Raw genomic sequence first — 15,132 nt, forward strand, 5'->3', positions numbered from 1 at the left:
GCGTGTAGCGCGAAAGCCGCGCGCATTGCGAGCCTGGCAGAGGTCGCTGCCTGCCGCCAGGCCTTGCTTTGGCCGGGATCGTGCGGCGCGCGTGCCTCGTACCGAGGCAGCGCGCTTCGCGCTTCAACGGCAGTTGCCCGCCTTCTTGTAACCCTGGGCCTGGGCCTGGGCTTCGGACTCGAAGCTGACGCGGTTCTTCGCCGCCACCTTGTCGTAGCTCGGGCAGCCGCTGGGCAGGTGATAGAGGTGACTGTTGCTGTTGCCGACGATGCTGCCGTGGCTGGCCTGCGGCTTGGCGGCGGCGGTGGCCTGGGGCTTGCCGGCACCAGCGGACGCATTGGGCAACGCACTCACCAAACCGTCGCCAACCGGCCGATAGCCCTGGGTCCACTGCCGGGCACCGCTGACGAACGGGTTGCCATGGCCCATGATCGCGGCGATGCGACGGTCACGTTCCTTTTCCCACGCGCTGACCGGGAACTGTTTGTCCCACGCCATCAGCAGACGCTGCTGCTGGTTGGACATGTTCAGTTTGTAGCGATCGAACATGTAGAACGTGGTGCGCGCCACCAGGCCCTTGACCTCGTCGCGCGGCTCGGCGGTGCGCTCCTTGAAGTCGATGCGGGTCTTGCACTGGCCGTATTGCGGCGCAACGCCCGAGGTCATACCGTAGTTGAAGTTGCTGCGGTCGCCGTTCACCTCGCCGACGGCGGGGTAGAGGTTGAACAGGTTGGCTTCCATGGCGCGGAATACCGGATCGTTGTCGACGCACTGCTTGCGACCGCCGTTCTGCCAGCACTGGCGCTGGTGGCCGAAGGTCCAGGCCGGCACGATGTGTTCCCATTCGGTGCGCTCGGCGCGGTTGGCCTGCTTGCGTGTGCTGTACCCACACGACGCGGCGTCGATGCGCCCACCGGACTTGCCCACCCACGCCCATTTGCAGCCGCAGTACAGCTCACCCATGGCGCTGCTGGCCTGGTCCAGATAGACCTTCTGCTTGGCCACTACCTTGGCTTCGGTGAACGTATCCGGAGGGCTTGCGAAAGTGGGAAAAGCGACGGCGAATGTAAGGCTTAACGCAGATAACAGCTTGATCATGGTCGAAAAAAGGTCGGAAAAAGGAGGGCGCGCATTATAGACATGCCTTGGCGCTACAACCCATCTCGGAAACATTCCCGTCCGCGCGTTCATCCTGTAGGCCCTGGATCAGGGCCATTGGGCCGTTAAGTGATCCTGGTCCCCCGAACGACGGGTAACTGGGATCAGGCCACGCCTTGCCCCAAACGCCCTAAGCACCTACTGCGCCGTGTCGATACTCACCACTACCGACATCCCCGGCCGCAAACGCTTCGCCTCCGCCTGATCGGGGTCGACCTTGATGCGCACCGGGATGCGCTGGGCGATCTTGACGAAGTTGCCGGTGGCGTTGTCGGCCTGCAGCAAGGCGAACTCCGAGCCGGTGGCCGGGGCGATCTGCTCGATGTGGCCGTACAGCTTGCGGTGGTTGAGCGCATCGACCGTAAAACTCGCCGCCTGCCCCACGCGCACATCGGCCATCTGCGTCTCCTTCATGTTGGCGATGACCCACAGGGTGTCGGGCACCAGCGCCATCAGTTGGGCGCCCGAGTTCACATAGGCACCCAGGCGCGTGCCGATCTGCCCGAGCTGCCCGTCGCGTGGGGCCACCACGCGGGTGTTGTCCAGATCGATGCGTGCCAGCTCCACACTGGCCTTGGCGTTTTCCACCGCTGCTTCCAGCGAGGCGCGATTGACGATCACCGACTGCAGGTCTTCGCGGGCGATGGCCAGCGCCGCCTTGGCCTGAGCCAGGCTGGCCTGCGCGGCAGCCGCGGCGGCGCGGGTGATGTCGAACTCACGGCGCGATACCGAACCGTCGCTGACCAGCGCCTGGTTGCGGCGCAGGTCGGCCTTGGCCTTGTCGCCCTGGGCCGCGGCATCGGCGATGGCAGCCTGGCGCTGGGCGATGGTGGCTTCGGCGCTGCGGCGCTGTTGCAGGTTGTTGGCCAGCGCGGCCTCCTGTTGCCGCTGCTGGGCGATGGCCTGGGCCAGGCGCTGGCGGTAGATACGGTCGTCCAGGCGCACCAGCAGGTCGCCGGCCTTGACGAACTGGAAATCGTGCACCGGCACTTCGACGATGTAGCCGGCCAGCTGCGGGCCGATGGTCGTCACCTGGCCTTTGACCAAGGCATTCTCGGTGCTCTCGATGGGGCTGCTGAACGGCGGCAGGCGCCAGGCGTAGAGCACCAGCAGCACGCCGGCTAAGGCGATGCTGGCGAACACCAGGGCCGACAACAGGCGCACCCGCCGGCCGCGTGAGGGGCTGGCCGCTTCGCTGGGTGGCGCTTTGCCTTCTGGGGTCTCGGCCAGGGCAGTGGTGGTGGTCGACGGAGTTTCTTCCTGGGTCATTGGCTCGTGGCACCGGCTGGGGAAGGGGAAGAAGAGGCGCGGCGGGTCGAGTACCAGACCCACAGGCTGCGCAGGGTGATCCATAGCATGGTGAGGATCGCCACCCCGCCGATCAGCATGAACACATCGTTGTAGGCCAGCACATTGGCCTCGCGGGTGGCGGCGTTGGCCAGCAAGCGCGTGCCTACTTCGCTGCGCAGCGCAGGGTCGGCGAACTGCCCGGCATAACTGGCGCCCCCGCTCTGCACCCGTGCGGCCACCAGCGGGTCGAAGGCGCTCAAGCGCTCGGTGATCTGGCTGGAATGGAACTTCTCCCGCCAGATCTGGAAGGTGCCCAACAGCGCCGCACCGATCAGGCCGCCCAGGTTGTTGCAGATCCCGAACAGCACCGAGAAGCTCACCAGGTTGCGCGGGTTGGCGCGCACGTGGCTGATGCCCAGTACCATGCACGGGCCGAGGAAGAAGGTACCGCCGAAGGCCAGGAGGAACTGGCTGAAATACATCTGCGCCGGGCGCGTGAGATTGCTCGAGGTGCTGTCCATGAACGAACCGACGGCCATGGCCGCCACCGAGATGAACAGCGGCCAGATCAGATGCGCCGGGTTGATGGTCAAGGCGCTGGTCGCCAACCCCGCCACGGCGCCGAGCAGCATGATCGCGTACAACGAGCGCATCTGCTCGCTGCCCATGTTCAGCGCTTGCAGAAAGCCCACCGCGCCGGTGGACTGCTCGGAGCTGACCATACGGATCAGGATCACGCACAGTCCTAGCCGGATGACCGCCGCGCTGCCCAGCCAACGGGTCATCAGCAGCGGGTTGCGGCGGTTGTGTTCGATGGCCAGACCCGCGCAGATCAGCGCGATGGAGGCGGCCAAGGCGGCGCCGACCCAAGGCGTTTCCAGCCACCACTCGATACGCCCCAACGACAGCGCCGCGCAGAGCAGGGCGGTGCCGCCGGCCATCAGCGAGAAGGTGAGAAAATCCAGCGGTTCGAAGGTCTTGAAGCGGTCGCCAGGCGGCAGCTTGAGCATCAATACGCAGCCCAGCGCGGTAATCGCCAGGCCCAGTTCGAACAGATACAGCCCGCGCCATTCGGCGATCTGCAGCAAGTCTTCGGAGAACACCCGCGCCAGCGGCAGGGCCAACTGCGAGGCGCCCAAGCCCAGCACCATGGCGCGCAAGCGCCATTTGGCCGGAAACGCCTGGATCATGTAGTACAGCCCCAGCGAACTCAGCGCCGCGCCGACCATGCCGTGGGCCGCACGGACGGCGATGGCGGAGTTGAGGTCGTTGACGAACAGGTGGGCGAAGGTCACCAGCGCGTACAGCACCAGAAACACCTCGGTGAACGCGCGCAAGCCGAATTCTTGGCGGAATTTCACCAGCAGCAGGTTCATCGACACATTGGTCATCACATATGCGGCCGGCAACCAGGCCATTTCTGCGCTGGTCGCACCCAGCGCGCCTTGCAGGAACACCAGGTTGGCGGTGACCAGCGCGTTGCCCAGCCCGCCGGTGATCGCCACCAGCAGCCCGACCAGGCCATAGGCCAGACGTTTGCTCGGCGCGTGTAGCGGCGTGGAAGGCGAGCCGGGCAGCACCGGGCGTTCGTGCTCTTGCCACTGGCGGGGGGCGTACTTGTCCATGGCAGGTCTGCGCGATCTGAGAGGCGTGGGATGGAGTCTAATGGACTGACGGGCGGGGGAAAAATTCTGTCACGGGCGGTTGGTGGTCCGCGGCAAACGCTGTGCGGACACAGGGGTAGGCTTCATCATCGAAGAAGACTGACGCTCAAATGAGCGTAGCGCGCTGTCGGGAGCGCAGTGCGTCGCCGATGCGTTCGAAGCGGGACGAGTGCGATGGGCACCAGGCCGAGGCGCCGTCTCGCATGCAGCGACATGCCGAGAAACGGCGCACCCGGACGACGGATCTTCAGAACGGCAGTTACTTGGGCATCGACCAAGGCTGCAGGTCGTACCCCTTGCTGTAGAGTTCGGCACGCACTTCTTCGATCAGTCGGCCCCATTGCGCGAGGTCGGAGTAGGTGCGCGACGACACTTGCTTGCTGCCGATGCGCGTGTTGGTCCGGTCGATGACCGCCAGGCTCAGCTCTCCAGTACCGTTGGGCGCATCCCAGGCGACACACTGGAAAGGCTCGAAAGCGTGGTCGGCGATCAGCAGTGCTTCGTTGACACGGAGCGGGGCGTTCATGGGTAGCTCTCTCTTGGTTCCTGTACTGCGAATAGGTGTCCGCTCGGTAGTCCGAATCGGATGCCACTGGGCGGGGTTACTGGTAGTGATGCGCGGCGCCAGCCGCTGAGTCACACCTTTTGCAAAAAACTTTTACGCACGGTTACAAGGGCAGTTTCAAGGCGCGCCCGTGTGACGCGATCGGCTTTGAAAAATTCCCAAGACGATGATGCGGCTGAGACATGGCGGACCAACGGTCATGGGGCATCGTCAATTAATTGCTACTTTTGTTCAGGCGTCGCAACTGATTGTTTCCGTTGGAAAACCCTAAACCGACGCCAAGGATTGGTCATGCCGGATACCGCGCCACTACCTCGCCTGCTCATCGTCGACCCGTGCGACGAGTGCCATCGGCTACTGCCGGGTTTGCTCGACGCTGGCTGGGACGTCAGTACTTCGACCCTCGAGCAATCGCTCGGGCAGCCTTGCGATGTAGGCGTATTGCGCCTGCGCGCCGCGCACCTGCGCGATCCGGCCGCAGTCAAGGAGCTGATCAAGCGCAGCGACACGGAGTGGATCGCCGTGCTCAGCGCCGAAGAACTGCGTCTGCACAACCTGGGCGACTTCGTCTGCGAATGGTTCTTCGACTTTCACACCTTGCCGTTCGACGTGGCCCGCTTGCTGCTCTCGTTGGGTCGTGCCCAAAGCATGGCACGTCTGCGCGGCAGGGGCGTTGCCTCGCTCGACCTGACCGACCACCCACTGCTCGGCGACAGCCGGCCGATCCGCGAATTGCGCAGGCTGCTGGGCAAGCTGGCGTCCACCGACGCGCCCGTGCTGATCCGTGGCGAGAGCGGTACCGGCAAGCACCTGGTGGCCAAGACCTTGCATCGCCAGTCGCCACGCCGTCGTGGGCCGTTCGTGACCCTCAACTGCGGGACCGTTCCCGAGCACTTGCTCCAAGCCGAGCTGTTCGGGCAGGGGCAGGGCGCCATGGCCGACGCCCACCAGCGCCAGATCGGGCGCATCGAGGCGGCGCAGGGCGGCACGCTGTTTCTCGACGCCATCGGCGACTTGCCGCTGGGCATGCAGGCCAGCCTGCTGCGCGTCCTTCAGGAAAAACGCCTCGAATCCCTCGACGGCAGTCAGCCGCCCGCCGTGGACGTGCGGCTGTTGACGGCCACCGACAGCGATCTGGTGCAGGCTGTCGAACGCGGAAGTTTCCGTGAAGACCTCTATCGGCAGCTTGACGTACTCCACGTCGAGATCGCGCCGCTGCGTGCCCGGTACGGCGACCTGGCCTTGCTGGCCGGCCATTTCGCCCGGTTCTACAGCCTGGAAACCGGGCGCAGCCCGCGCTCGTTCAGCGACAGCGCCTTGGCGGCCATGGCTCGGCACGATTGGCCGGGCAACGTACGCGAGCTGGCTCATCGGGTGCGTCGCGGCCTGGTGTTGGCCGAGGGGCGGCAGATCGAAGCGCAGGACCTGGGCCTCGAGGCCTGCGCACAGGATGCGCAACCACTCGGCACGCTGGAGGACTACAAACGGCGTGCCGAGCGCCAGGCGCTGCGCGATGTGCTCGATCGCCACAGCGACAATTTCAGCCTGGCCGCACGGGTGCTGGGCGTATCGCGTCCGACCTTCTACCGTCTGTTGCGCAAGCACCACATCCGTTGACCCGCCTGCGGCTGCGTGGGGCAGGGGACGTGGGGTATGATGCCTGCCCCCTACCGCAGCGAGGCCCCACCGCCATGCCCTTGAACGCCGAACAGATGAGCGAATTCCGTGCCTTCGCCGAAACGCTGGCCGATGCCGCCGCCGACGCGATCCAGCCGCACTTCAGGGCGGGCCTGGCGGTTGAGGACAAGGGCGGGCGGCTGTACGACCCGGTCACCGTGGCCGACAAGGCTGCGGAACAGGCCATGCGCGCGCTGATCCAGGCGAAGTATCCGAGCCACGGCATTCTTGGCGAAGAGCACGGCACGGCGCAGGGCAGCAGCCCGCTGACCTGGGTGCTCGACCCCATCGACGGCACCCGCGCCTTCATCACCGGCCTACCGCTGTGGGGGACGTTGATCGCCTTGAACGACGGCAAGCGCCCGGTGCTGGGGGTGATGAACCAGCCCTTCACCGGCGAGCGCTTCATCGGTACCGGCGACAGCGCCTGGCTCGGCGAACGTCGTCTGCGTACGCGGGCCTGCGCGAGCCTTGGCGCCGCCTCGCTGATGTGCACCACCCCCGACATGTTCGAAGGCGCCCAGCAGAAAGCGGCGTTCGAACGGGTGGCCGGCAAGGTCCGCATGCTGCGCTATGGCGGCGACTGCTATGCCTATTGCATGCTGGCCAGCGGTTTCGTCGACGTGATCGTCGAGGCGAGCCTGCAGCCTTACGACGTGCAGGCCTTGATGCCGATCATCGAAGGCGCCGGTGGCGTCATGACCGCCTGGGACGGCGGCTCGGCGCAGAACGGCGGCTGTGTGGTGGCTTGCGGCGATCCGGCATTGCACGCGCAGGTACTGGCGCTGTTGCAGGGCGTGAAGTGATGACGGCCCGCGCCTGCTGACCTGGACCCCGGCCCACGGCCTCGGGGATCGGCCGACCGGGCCTGGCCAATGACCGCACACGATGCCTTGGCCACTGCGTCAGGCAGGGGCACCGCACTTTTCCCCCGTGCAAGGCTCTATGTCTGGCCAGGCCGCACCGACCCCCGGTGCGCCCACCCGATATCGATTAGGTCCCGATGCCCGTTCGCACCCATCTGTCAGTGTCCTGCCTGCTGTTTAGCCTGATCGCCAGCCTGGGCGGCTGCGCCCGTGACCAAGGCCGCGACATCCTCCACCAACTGGGTGACGGCAAACCCAGCGAGCTGTTCCAGACCAGCGTCGATCGCATGGCCACGCTGTCGATGCGCGACAACCTCGACAGCCTCTACCTGCTGATGAACAAGCTCTACCAGCGCAACCCCAACCAGTGGAAACGGTCCGGCTACCTCGACGCCGCCACCGCCGAGCGACAGATCCGCCAGGCCATCGAGCAGCGCCAACCCCTGGCGCAACTCGGCCAACGCCGCGACCTGGCGGCCCTGAGCTATGCACTGGACCCCGAATTTCGTGGCGACCGCGTCGGCGCGTTCATCTATGCCATCGGCAGCATGCTCATCACCGCCCACGGCGGGCGCAGCGAGTTCTTCGTCACCGACACCATCGACCCGCTGTTCGTCAACAACGCCGCGCGCAACATCGAGAAGGCCACCTGGATGCTGAGTCAGCGGCAAGATGCCCAAGGCGTGCTGCTGCTGTTTTCCAACGAAATTTCCGAAGCCGGCAGCAACCTCAGTTTCGCCGTGGAGTTCGGCAAGATCGTCGCCCGTCTCGACTTGCTGGCGCAGATGCTCGACGAGCGCTACCGGCGCATCGGCCTGAACTATGCGCAGAGCCTGCTGCTGATGAACTTCCTGCCGGTGCAGTGAGGAAGGGGTAGACTGGCGGCAGTTCCCTGGCGACCTGTAGGCACAGGCCTTGGTCGCCCCAGTTGCAACCCTTCCACTGAGGTCCCCCTTTGGCGTTACAGCAGGGCTTTCTCCTGACTCGGCATTGGTACGACACTGCGCAAGGCACGGTGCTCGAATTCTGGCTGGCCACCGACCAGGGTGCGCGCTGCGTGCGCCTGGCCCCACAGCCTTCGGTGGCGTTCCTCGCCGAGGCCGACCGCGCGCGGGCGCAGGCGGTCATCGCCGGCGAGGCGGGTGTGGAGCTACGTACGCTGGCGCTGCGCGACTTCGATCAGCGTCCGGTGTTGGGCCTGTACTGCCTCCAGTACCGCCAGTTGTTGCAACTGGAAAAGCGCCTGCGCGCCGCCGGCATCGAGGTGTTCGAAGCCGACATCAAGCCCCCCGACCGCTACCTGATGGAACGCTTCATCACCGCCGGCGTGTCCTTCACCGGCCGGCCCGACGCCCATGGCGTACTGTGCGACGCCCAGCTCAAACCGGCTCCCGACTACCGTCCGGCGCTGCGCCTGGCGTCGCTGGACATCGAGACCACCGAGCGCGGCGAGTTGTACAGCATCGCCGTGGAGGGTTGCGGCCAGCGCCAGGTGTACATGCTCGGCCCGGCCAATGGGCCCGACGAGCCTCAGGATTTCGACCTGACCTACTGCGCCACCCGCGCCGAGCTGATCACCGCGCTCAACCACTGGCTGGCGCGCCACGACCCGGACGCGATCATCGGCTGGAACGTGGTGCAGTTCGACCTGCGGGTGCTGCAAACCCAGGCCGACAAGCATCAGGTGAAACTCTACCTGGGCCGCGACGGCCAGCCGATGAGCCTGCGCGAAAACGACAGCCGCAGCCACTTCTTCGCCGCCGCGGCCGGGCGCCTGTTGATCGACGGCATCGAAGGCCTGCGCTCGGCGACCTGGAATTTTCCTTCCTTCAGCCTGGAAAACGTTTCCCAGACCCTGCTCGGCGAGGGCAAGGCGATCGCCACGCCCTATTCGCGCATGGGCGAGATCAACCGTATGTTCGCCGAGGACAAGCCGGCGCTGGCGCGCTACAACCTCAAGGACTGCGAGTTGGTCACGCGGATCTTCGCCCATACCAGGCTGCTGGCGTTCCTGCTGGAGCGCGCCAGCGTCACGGGCCTGGCGGCCGACCGCAGCGGGGGTTCGGTGGCGGCGTTTTCCCACCTGTATCTGCCGCTCATGCACCGCCAGGGCTTCGTCGCGCCCAATTACCGCAGCAGTGCCGAGCAGAACAGCCCGGGCGGTTTCGTCATGGATTCGCGGCCGGGCTTGTACGCCTCGGTGCTGGTGCTGGACTACAAGAGCCTGTATCCGTCGATCATCCGCACCTTCCTCATCGACCCGGTGGGGCTGGTGCAAGGGCTGCACCAGCCTGACGACGCGCATTCGGTCGAAGGCTTCTGCGGTGCGCGCTTCTCACGCATGCAGCATTGCCTGCCGGCGATCGTCGAGCGCGTATGGCGGGGTAGGGAGCAGGCCAAGCGCGATGGCAACGCGCCTCTGTCGCAAGCGCTGAAGATCATCATGAACGCCTTCTACGGCGTGCTCGGCACCAACGGCTGCCGCTTTTTCGATACGCGCCTGACGTCGTCGATCACCCTGCGCGGCCACCAGATCATGCGCCAGACCCGTGCGCTGATCGAAGCGCGTGGCTATGAGGTGATCTATGGCGATACCGACTCCACCTTCGTCTGGCTCAAAGGCCCGCACAGCCAAGAGGCCGCTGCCGCCATCGGCCGTTCGCTGGTGGGCGAGGTCAACCAGTGGTGGCGCCAGCACCTGGCCGAGACCCTGCAGCTGGACAGCGCCTTGGAATTGCAATTCGAGACCCACTACCAGCGCTTTCTGATGCCGACCATTCGCGGCGCCGACGAAGGCAGCAAGAAGCGCTACGCAGGGCTGGTGCAGCGCGAAGACGGCGAGTTCCAGGTGGTCTACAAGGGGCTGGAGTCGGTGCGCAGCGACTGGTCGCCGCTGGCCCAGCAATTTCAGCAAGGGCTGTATGGGCGAATCTTTCGCGACGAGCCTTACCATGACTACGTGCGCGATTACGTGCGCAGCACCCTGGCCGGCGAGCTGGACGCGCAGTTGGTGTACCGCAAACGCTTGCGCCGCCCGCTCGACGACTACCAGCGCAATGTCCCGCCCCACGTGCGCGCGGCGCGCCTGGCCGATGCCGACAGCGCCGCCCAGGGGCGGGCGCGGCAGTATCACAAGGGCGGTCGCTGGATCAGCTACGTGATGACCGTGGCCGGCCCCGAGCCACTGGAAACCCTGCAATCGGCGCCGGACTACGACCATTACCTGGACCGCCAGTTGAAGCCTGTGGCCGATGCCATCCTGCCCTTCGTCGACGATGATTTCGCCGCTTTGGTGGGGCGACAGATGGCGCTGTTCTGACACGACATAAGCACCCCAGCCGGCGCTTGCGGGATCGCTAACCTGCCCGCTTTCCCATGCGAGGGCAGGACCATGGTCGCCAGTACTCAACCCAACACCCGTCAAGCGGAACACTACCAGGACAGCCTGATCGCCCAGGCCATGCCCACGTGGTTGCGCAAGGCCAGCGTGGCACAGTTGGATCAATTGCAGGAAGCCAGCGCGTTGAGCCTGTACTGGCGCGAACGTAGCCAACAGGTACTAAGCGGCTTGCAAGGCATCGAAGCCTTCTGTCGACCGCGCTTGCAGCATGCCTTGAGCGTGCAGTTTCCTGGCGTCGAGCAAACCACGACGAGCTGGCGCGAGGGGCACCGCGAGCCCGTGGTCACCTCACAGCCCATCGGCTATCCCGTCACTACGGCGGTCTATCGCACCCGTCCGTTGCTAGAGGCCGCGCTCGCCAACTTCACTGCCGAGCAAGCCGAACCGGGCGGCATGCTTGTCGGCAATCGTCTGCAACGGGCCGCTGGTCTGCCGGCCCAACCCTTGCCCGACGCTGCCAGCTTCGCCCGGTTCTGCCGCACGCTGGATCTGGGCGGGCAATACCAGCGGCACGTGCACGAAGTACTGGAAACCTCCGCTGCCGAAGAAGTCAGCCCACGTTCCGTGTTGTCCCGGCACCTGCGTTACGCCTTGCTGGTGGAGGCGCACCGGGCCTGGATCGAAGGGCATCTGGACGCGTTGACGCATCGTTTGCTGACCGACGTGTGCACACTGCGCCTACCGACGGCGGACGACGCTACGACACTGCGGGTTGGGCGCCTGCGCCTGCTCGGTTACACCCTGGAGCGCATCGTCGTGGTGGACGGTGGGGATTTTGCGGGTTACGCCGAGGGAATGCCGAGCCAGCCGGTCTTGGTCTACATCCCGGGCGATGCGCACGGCGCGTTGCGCGGCTATCCGAGCTTGCGACACTTCGCCAACGACCTCGGACGACGCCTGCGCACCCCCCAGTACCAGCGCTTTTTCGCGCGCTTCGTACGCCGGCGCGACAGCCAGGGTTTCTTCACTGCCGTCATCGAGGGCTACGACGGGGTAGGCGACCTGGGAAACATCAGCCTGAGCGAGCGTGTGCTGCCCTGCAGCGCGCCGATCTTCGACGAACTGGCCCAGGCACAGATCGAGCACATCAAGGACGATGCCCGCCTGATCGCCACGCCCGTAGCCGAGATCGACCTGCAAGTGCAGCGCGAGCACGATCGGCGCTTGGCCGCCGAAGGCTGGACCTTGCTCAACCTCGCCGGGCTGTTCGTCCCGGCCTTGGGCGCTGCGCTGTTGGCGGTCACCGCTTGGGAAGTGCTGGACGAAACCTTCGTGGGCATCGTCGCCTGGCGCCAGGGCGAGCACAGCGAAGCCATGGCCCATCTGCTCAATGTCGCGGCCCAAGTGGCGACCCTGGCTGCGCTGGGCGGTGCTGGCGCTTTGGCGTCACGCGCCTGGAGCCGTTCGCGTCAGGTCGACAGCCTGCTGCCGCACACCTTGAGCGACGGCCGCGTGCGTCTTGGCCTTGCGCGCCTCGAAGGGCCGACCCAGCCGCTCCCGGCAGAGGCCATACGCGACGAAGAAGGGCTGTACCGGCTTGGCGAGCAGCGTTGGGTAGTGCTCGACGACCAGCCTTATCCCGTGCAGCGCCTCGACGAGGACCACCCTTGGGCCATCCACACGTCGGACGGCGTGGTCCATCCACTGACCCACAACGGCGCCGGTGCCTGGCGGCTGTGGCACGAATCGCCTTGCGAATGGACAGAGCCCCGCTACCTGTTCCGTCGGTTGGGCGTGGCGCCGACCATCCTCGACGACGACGCCATCGACTTGATTCTGCAGGCCACCGGAACCAACGCGGATACGCTCAGAGGCCTGCATATGCAAGGCGATGCGATCGATGCGGTGTTTCAGGACAGCATCGAGCGGGTGGTCCTGGAGCAGCGTCTGCGCGCCTTGATCCGGCAGTTGCGCGGCGGCGAAAGGGTCAACGACGCACCGCTGCTGGCGCTGGTGCGAGCGCTGCCCGAGGTCGATGGTTTGAGCGATCAAGCGCTGGCCGAGCATCTCTGGTCGATGCGCCGGGCAGTGTTCGGCCCACTGTTGAACGCCTTGCAGGCGCCGGCGTCGCCAGCGGCCGAGGTACTGACGCGCGATTTTCCCGGGCTCAGCCGGCGTACTGCGCAAGCGTTGGTCGATGCCGCCAGCCATGTCGAGCGCGGACAACTGCTCGAAGAGGGCCGAGTGCCTTTGCGCATGGCGCTCGAAGCGCGCCGCAGCCTGCGCCGGATACGGGTTGCCCGGGCGTATGAAGGCTTGTCGATAGACATGGCGCAGGACCTCGATCTGGCGCGCCTGGCCCTGCAACTGAGCCTGCGTCTGCCAAGCGCAGCCGAAGGGCTGGGCTGGCGGCTGTTCGAAGGCAGCCGTGACGGCGCGCCCCTGTGGACGGGCGCCTTGGCAGCCGATGCGCGCATGCTCGATGTGGTGCGCGGCGAGACAGGGTTCGAGCTGTTCGATACCCAGGGCACTCGGCTTTCGTCGGCACCGGCTGAACTGTTCGCCACGCTGGCGACGGCTTTCGCCACTTCCGAGCGCGAAGCGCTGGGCGTCGCCGAGCCGTTCGCCCATAACCTGCGCGTGCTGCTGGCGCGACAGGCGCGGGTGGACCGCGATGCCATTGCGCATCTGCTCGGCCAGGCTATCGACCAGAGTGGGCTGCGCGTGCCGACGCGCTTGGCCGATGGGCGTTTGGGTTACCTGCTCAGTGGCCGCCGCGCGGGTCGTACGCCTCGTGGACTGGGTGCGCAGATGCGCCGACTGTACCCACTGATGACCGATCAGCAGATTGACGCCTGGGCCCAGCAGGTGCGCGACAGCGGGCACAATGTCGATCAAGTGCTGACACAACTGGGGCATGAAATGCGGGAGCTGGAGCGGGCCTTGCGGCACTGGTCGAGTGCAGGGGCGGGTGTGCTGATACGCAACGAGCGCAGCCGCTTCGCCGACCATCTGATGGCCACCTGGCGACGCATGACCTCTTACCTGTTTCCAGGTGCCCAGCAACACGAGATGTATCACCTGCGTTTGCGGCGGGTCTATCTTCCGGTGCTTCCCCGCCTACCGGCGGGAGTCAGTTTCGCGCACGTTCACACATTGTCGCTCCAGGAGGTAGGGCTCCATGACATTGGTCCTGATTTCCTTGGGCGTTTCCCGCAATTGCGCATACTCGAACTCGACGGCAATGTCTTGCGCCGTTTGCCACGCGATCTGAACCTATTGCCCCAATTGCAGGAACTGTCGTTGGCCGGCAATGCGATCAACCTGGACGAGGAGCAGACCGGGCAGTTGACCACGCTTACGCACCTGCACCTGCTCAACCTGGCAGATAACCCATTGCGTCGAACCTTTTCGGTGCAGAACATGCCGCATCTGCGCTACCTCAATCTGCGCCACACCGAACAAAGGCTTCTGCCAGCAGGTTTGACAGCGCGCCCCAACCTGGTACTGGCCGACCTGCGGGAAAACCATATCCGCACGCTGCCCGAACCGTTTTTCACCAGACCAAGGTGGATGAGCCAGACGATTCTGGTGGGCAGAAACCCGCTGGACTCAGCGACCTTGGACCGTATGGAGGCTTGGCGGGAGTCGCAGGCGGGCGTCGATGCCCAGGGTACGGACGAATCCGCCGCTGCGGTCGTGCGCGATGCCTGGTTGACCTCACTGCCCGAGCAACCGCAACTTGAACGCCTGGCGATCTGGGAGGAACTGCGCTTGCGCAGTGAAGCCCATGGGTTATTCGATCTGCTCGACCGGCTGCGCCAGAGTGCCGATTTCATTCGCCCTGAGGCTGCTTTAGGCCAGCGGGTCTGGGCCCTGCTCGACGCATTGCATGCCTCTCCTGATCTTGCCGACGAAGTCTTCGCACTGGCCAACGTGCCGCTCACCTGTCAGGACAGCGCCGCCTTGTGCTTCAGCGGCCTAGAGCTGCACCTGTTGGTATGGCAGGCGCTACAGCGCGCACGCAATAGCGCAGGTTCCGAGGTGCAGGCGCTGATCCAGCTGGGACGCCAGTTGTGGCGGCTCGACGAAGTGGAGCGCATCGCCCTGCGCGATATCGAGGCACGCCATGCCGACGGGGCCGACCCTGACCAGATTGAGGTCGTACTGGCATATCGGGTGGGGTTGCGCGAGGCGCTGGATCTGCCTGCGCAACCCCAGGACATGCTGTTCGCAGGGGTTTCGGGCGTCGATCCTGCGCGTTTGGAGCAGGCGCGGCAGGCCGTGTCAGCGGGTGAGCGGCGCGACGTGCTGATACGGTCCCTGGTCCAACGGGACTTCTGGCGCACTTGGCTGGAGCGTCACCATGCCGATCGTTTCGAAGCGTCGGACATGCCGTTTCAAGCGCGTTTGGCGGCTTTGATGGAACAAGCCGAAGCGCAAGCGGGCGCCGAAGGCGATTACCTCAACCAGATGAACGCAGTGCGTGACGAGCGCGAGGCGAGTCGTGCGGCACTGATGCTTACCCTCACTGAAGCGATCCTCGACGCTCACGCCGCGCAGTGAGCCAAT

Annotated in this window: 9 protein-coding genes; 5 read left to right on the forward strand and 4 right to left on the reverse strand. The window is 65.6% G+C overall.

Annotation, left to right across the window (positions count from 1 at the left end):
- Window positions 1–123: 123 nt before the first annotated feature.
- From AA0Z93_RS18070 to AA0Z93_RS18085, 4 genes are all read right to left on the reverse strand, one after another.
- Entirely contained in the window at window positions 124–1,098 is a 975-nt protein-coding gene (locus AA0Z93_RS18070) for an endonuclease (protein ID WP_413047593.1), read from the reverse strand.
- 198 nt (window positions 1,099–1,296) lie between these two features.
- Entirely contained in the window at window positions 1,297–2,427 is a 1,131-nt protein-coding gene (locus AA0Z93_RS18075) for an HlyD family secretion protein (RefSeq protein WP_413047592.1), read from the reverse strand.
- Window positions 2,424–4,073 (reverse strand): MFS transporter, encoded by a 1,650-nt coding sequence (locus tag AA0Z93_RS18080; RefSeq protein WP_413047591.1) that lies wholly within the window; start codon window positions 4,071–4,073, stop codon window positions 2,424–2,426. Before AA0Z93_RS18080 ends, AA0Z93_RS18075 begins: the two co-directional genes overlap by 4 nt.
- Window positions 4,074–4,371: 298 nt before the next feature.
- Window positions 4,372–4,638, reverse strand: coding sequence for a hypothetical protein (locus AA0Z93_RS18085; RefSeq protein WP_413047590.1), 267 nt, complete (start codon window positions 4,636–4,638; stop codon window positions 4,372–4,374).
- 330 nt (window positions 4,639–4,968) lie between these two features.
- Between AA0Z93_RS18085 and AA0Z93_RS18090 the strand changes: the two genes are divergently transcribed.
- From AA0Z93_RS18090 to AA0Z93_RS18110, 5 genes are all read left to right on the forward strand, one after another.
- Complete coding sequence (locus AA0Z93_RS18090; protein ID WP_413047589.1) at window positions 4,969–6,294, forward strand: sigma-54-dependent transcriptional regulator; 1,326 nt, start codon at window positions 4,969–4,971, stop codon at window positions 6,292–6,294.
- A 74-nt stretch (window positions 6,295–6,368) separates the two neighbouring features.
- Complete coding sequence (hisN, locus tag AA0Z93_RS18095; protein ID WP_413047588.1) at window positions 6,369–7,160, forward strand: histidinol-phosphatase; 792 nt, start codon at window positions 6,369–6,371, stop codon at window positions 7,158–7,160.
- A gap of 197 nt (window positions 7,161–7,357) precedes the next feature.
- Window positions 7,358–8,086 (forward strand): hypothetical protein, encoded by a 729-nt coding sequence (locus tag AA0Z93_RS18100; RefSeq protein WP_413047587.1) that lies wholly within the window; start codon window positions 7,358–7,360, stop codon window positions 8,084–8,086.
- A gap of 89 nt (window positions 8,087–8,175) precedes the next feature.
- Window positions 8,176–10,539 (forward strand): DNA polymerase II, encoded by a 2,364-nt coding sequence (locus AA0Z93_RS18105; protein ID WP_413047586.1) that lies wholly within the window; start codon window positions 8,176–8,178, stop codon window positions 10,537–10,539.
- Window positions 10,540–10,611: 72 nt separating this feature from the next.
- Window positions 10,612–15,126: an NEL-type E3 ubiquitin ligase domain-containing protein gene (locus AA0Z93_RS18110; RefSeq protein ID WP_413047585.1), complete on the forward strand. Its 4,515-nt coding sequence runs from the start codon at window positions 10,612–10,614 to the stop codon at window positions 15,124–15,126.
- The last annotated feature ends 6 nt before the right edge of the window (window positions 15,127–15,132 follow it).

This window comes from Pseudomonas phoenicis (assembly GCF_047302395.1).
Taxonomy (GTDB): Bacteria; Pseudomonadota; Gammaproteobacteria; order Pseudomonadales; family Pseudomonadaceae; genus Aquipseudomonas.

Excerpts from the sequence above, each read along its gene's own strand:
- AA0Z93_RS18075 (WP_413047592.1), bottom strand. The coding sequence starts at position 2,427 with ATGACCCAGGAAGAAACTCCGTCGACCACCACCACTGCCCTGGCCGAG.
- AA0Z93_RS18110 (WP_413047585.1), top strand. The coding sequence starts at position 10,612 with ATGGTCGCCAGTACTCAACCCAACACCCGTCAAGCGGAACACTACCAG.
- AA0Z93_RS18090 (WP_413047589.1), top strand. The coding sequence starts at position 4,969 with ATGCCGGATACCGCGCCACTACCTCGCCTGCTCATCGTCGACCCGTGC.
- AA0Z93_RS18085 (WP_413047590.1), bottom strand. The coding sequence starts at position 4,638 with ATGAACGCCCCGCTCCGTGTCAACGAAGCACTGCTGATCGCCGACCAC.
- hisN (WP_413047588.1), top strand. The coding sequence starts at position 6,369 with ATGCCCTTGAACGCCGAACAGATGAGCGAATTCCGTGCCTTCGCCGAA.
- AA0Z93_RS18070 (WP_413047593.1), bottom strand. The coding sequence starts at position 1,098 with ATGATCAAGCTGTTATCTGCGTTAAGCCTTACATTCGCCGTCGCTTTT.
- AA0Z93_RS18100 (WP_413047587.1), top strand. The coding sequence starts at position 7,358 with ATGCCCGTTCGCACCCATCTGTCAGTGTCCTGCCTGCTGTTTAGCCTG.
- AA0Z93_RS18080 (WP_413047591.1), bottom strand. The coding sequence starts at position 4,073 with ATGGACAAGTACGCCCCCCGCCAGTGGCAAGAGCACGAACGCCCGGTG.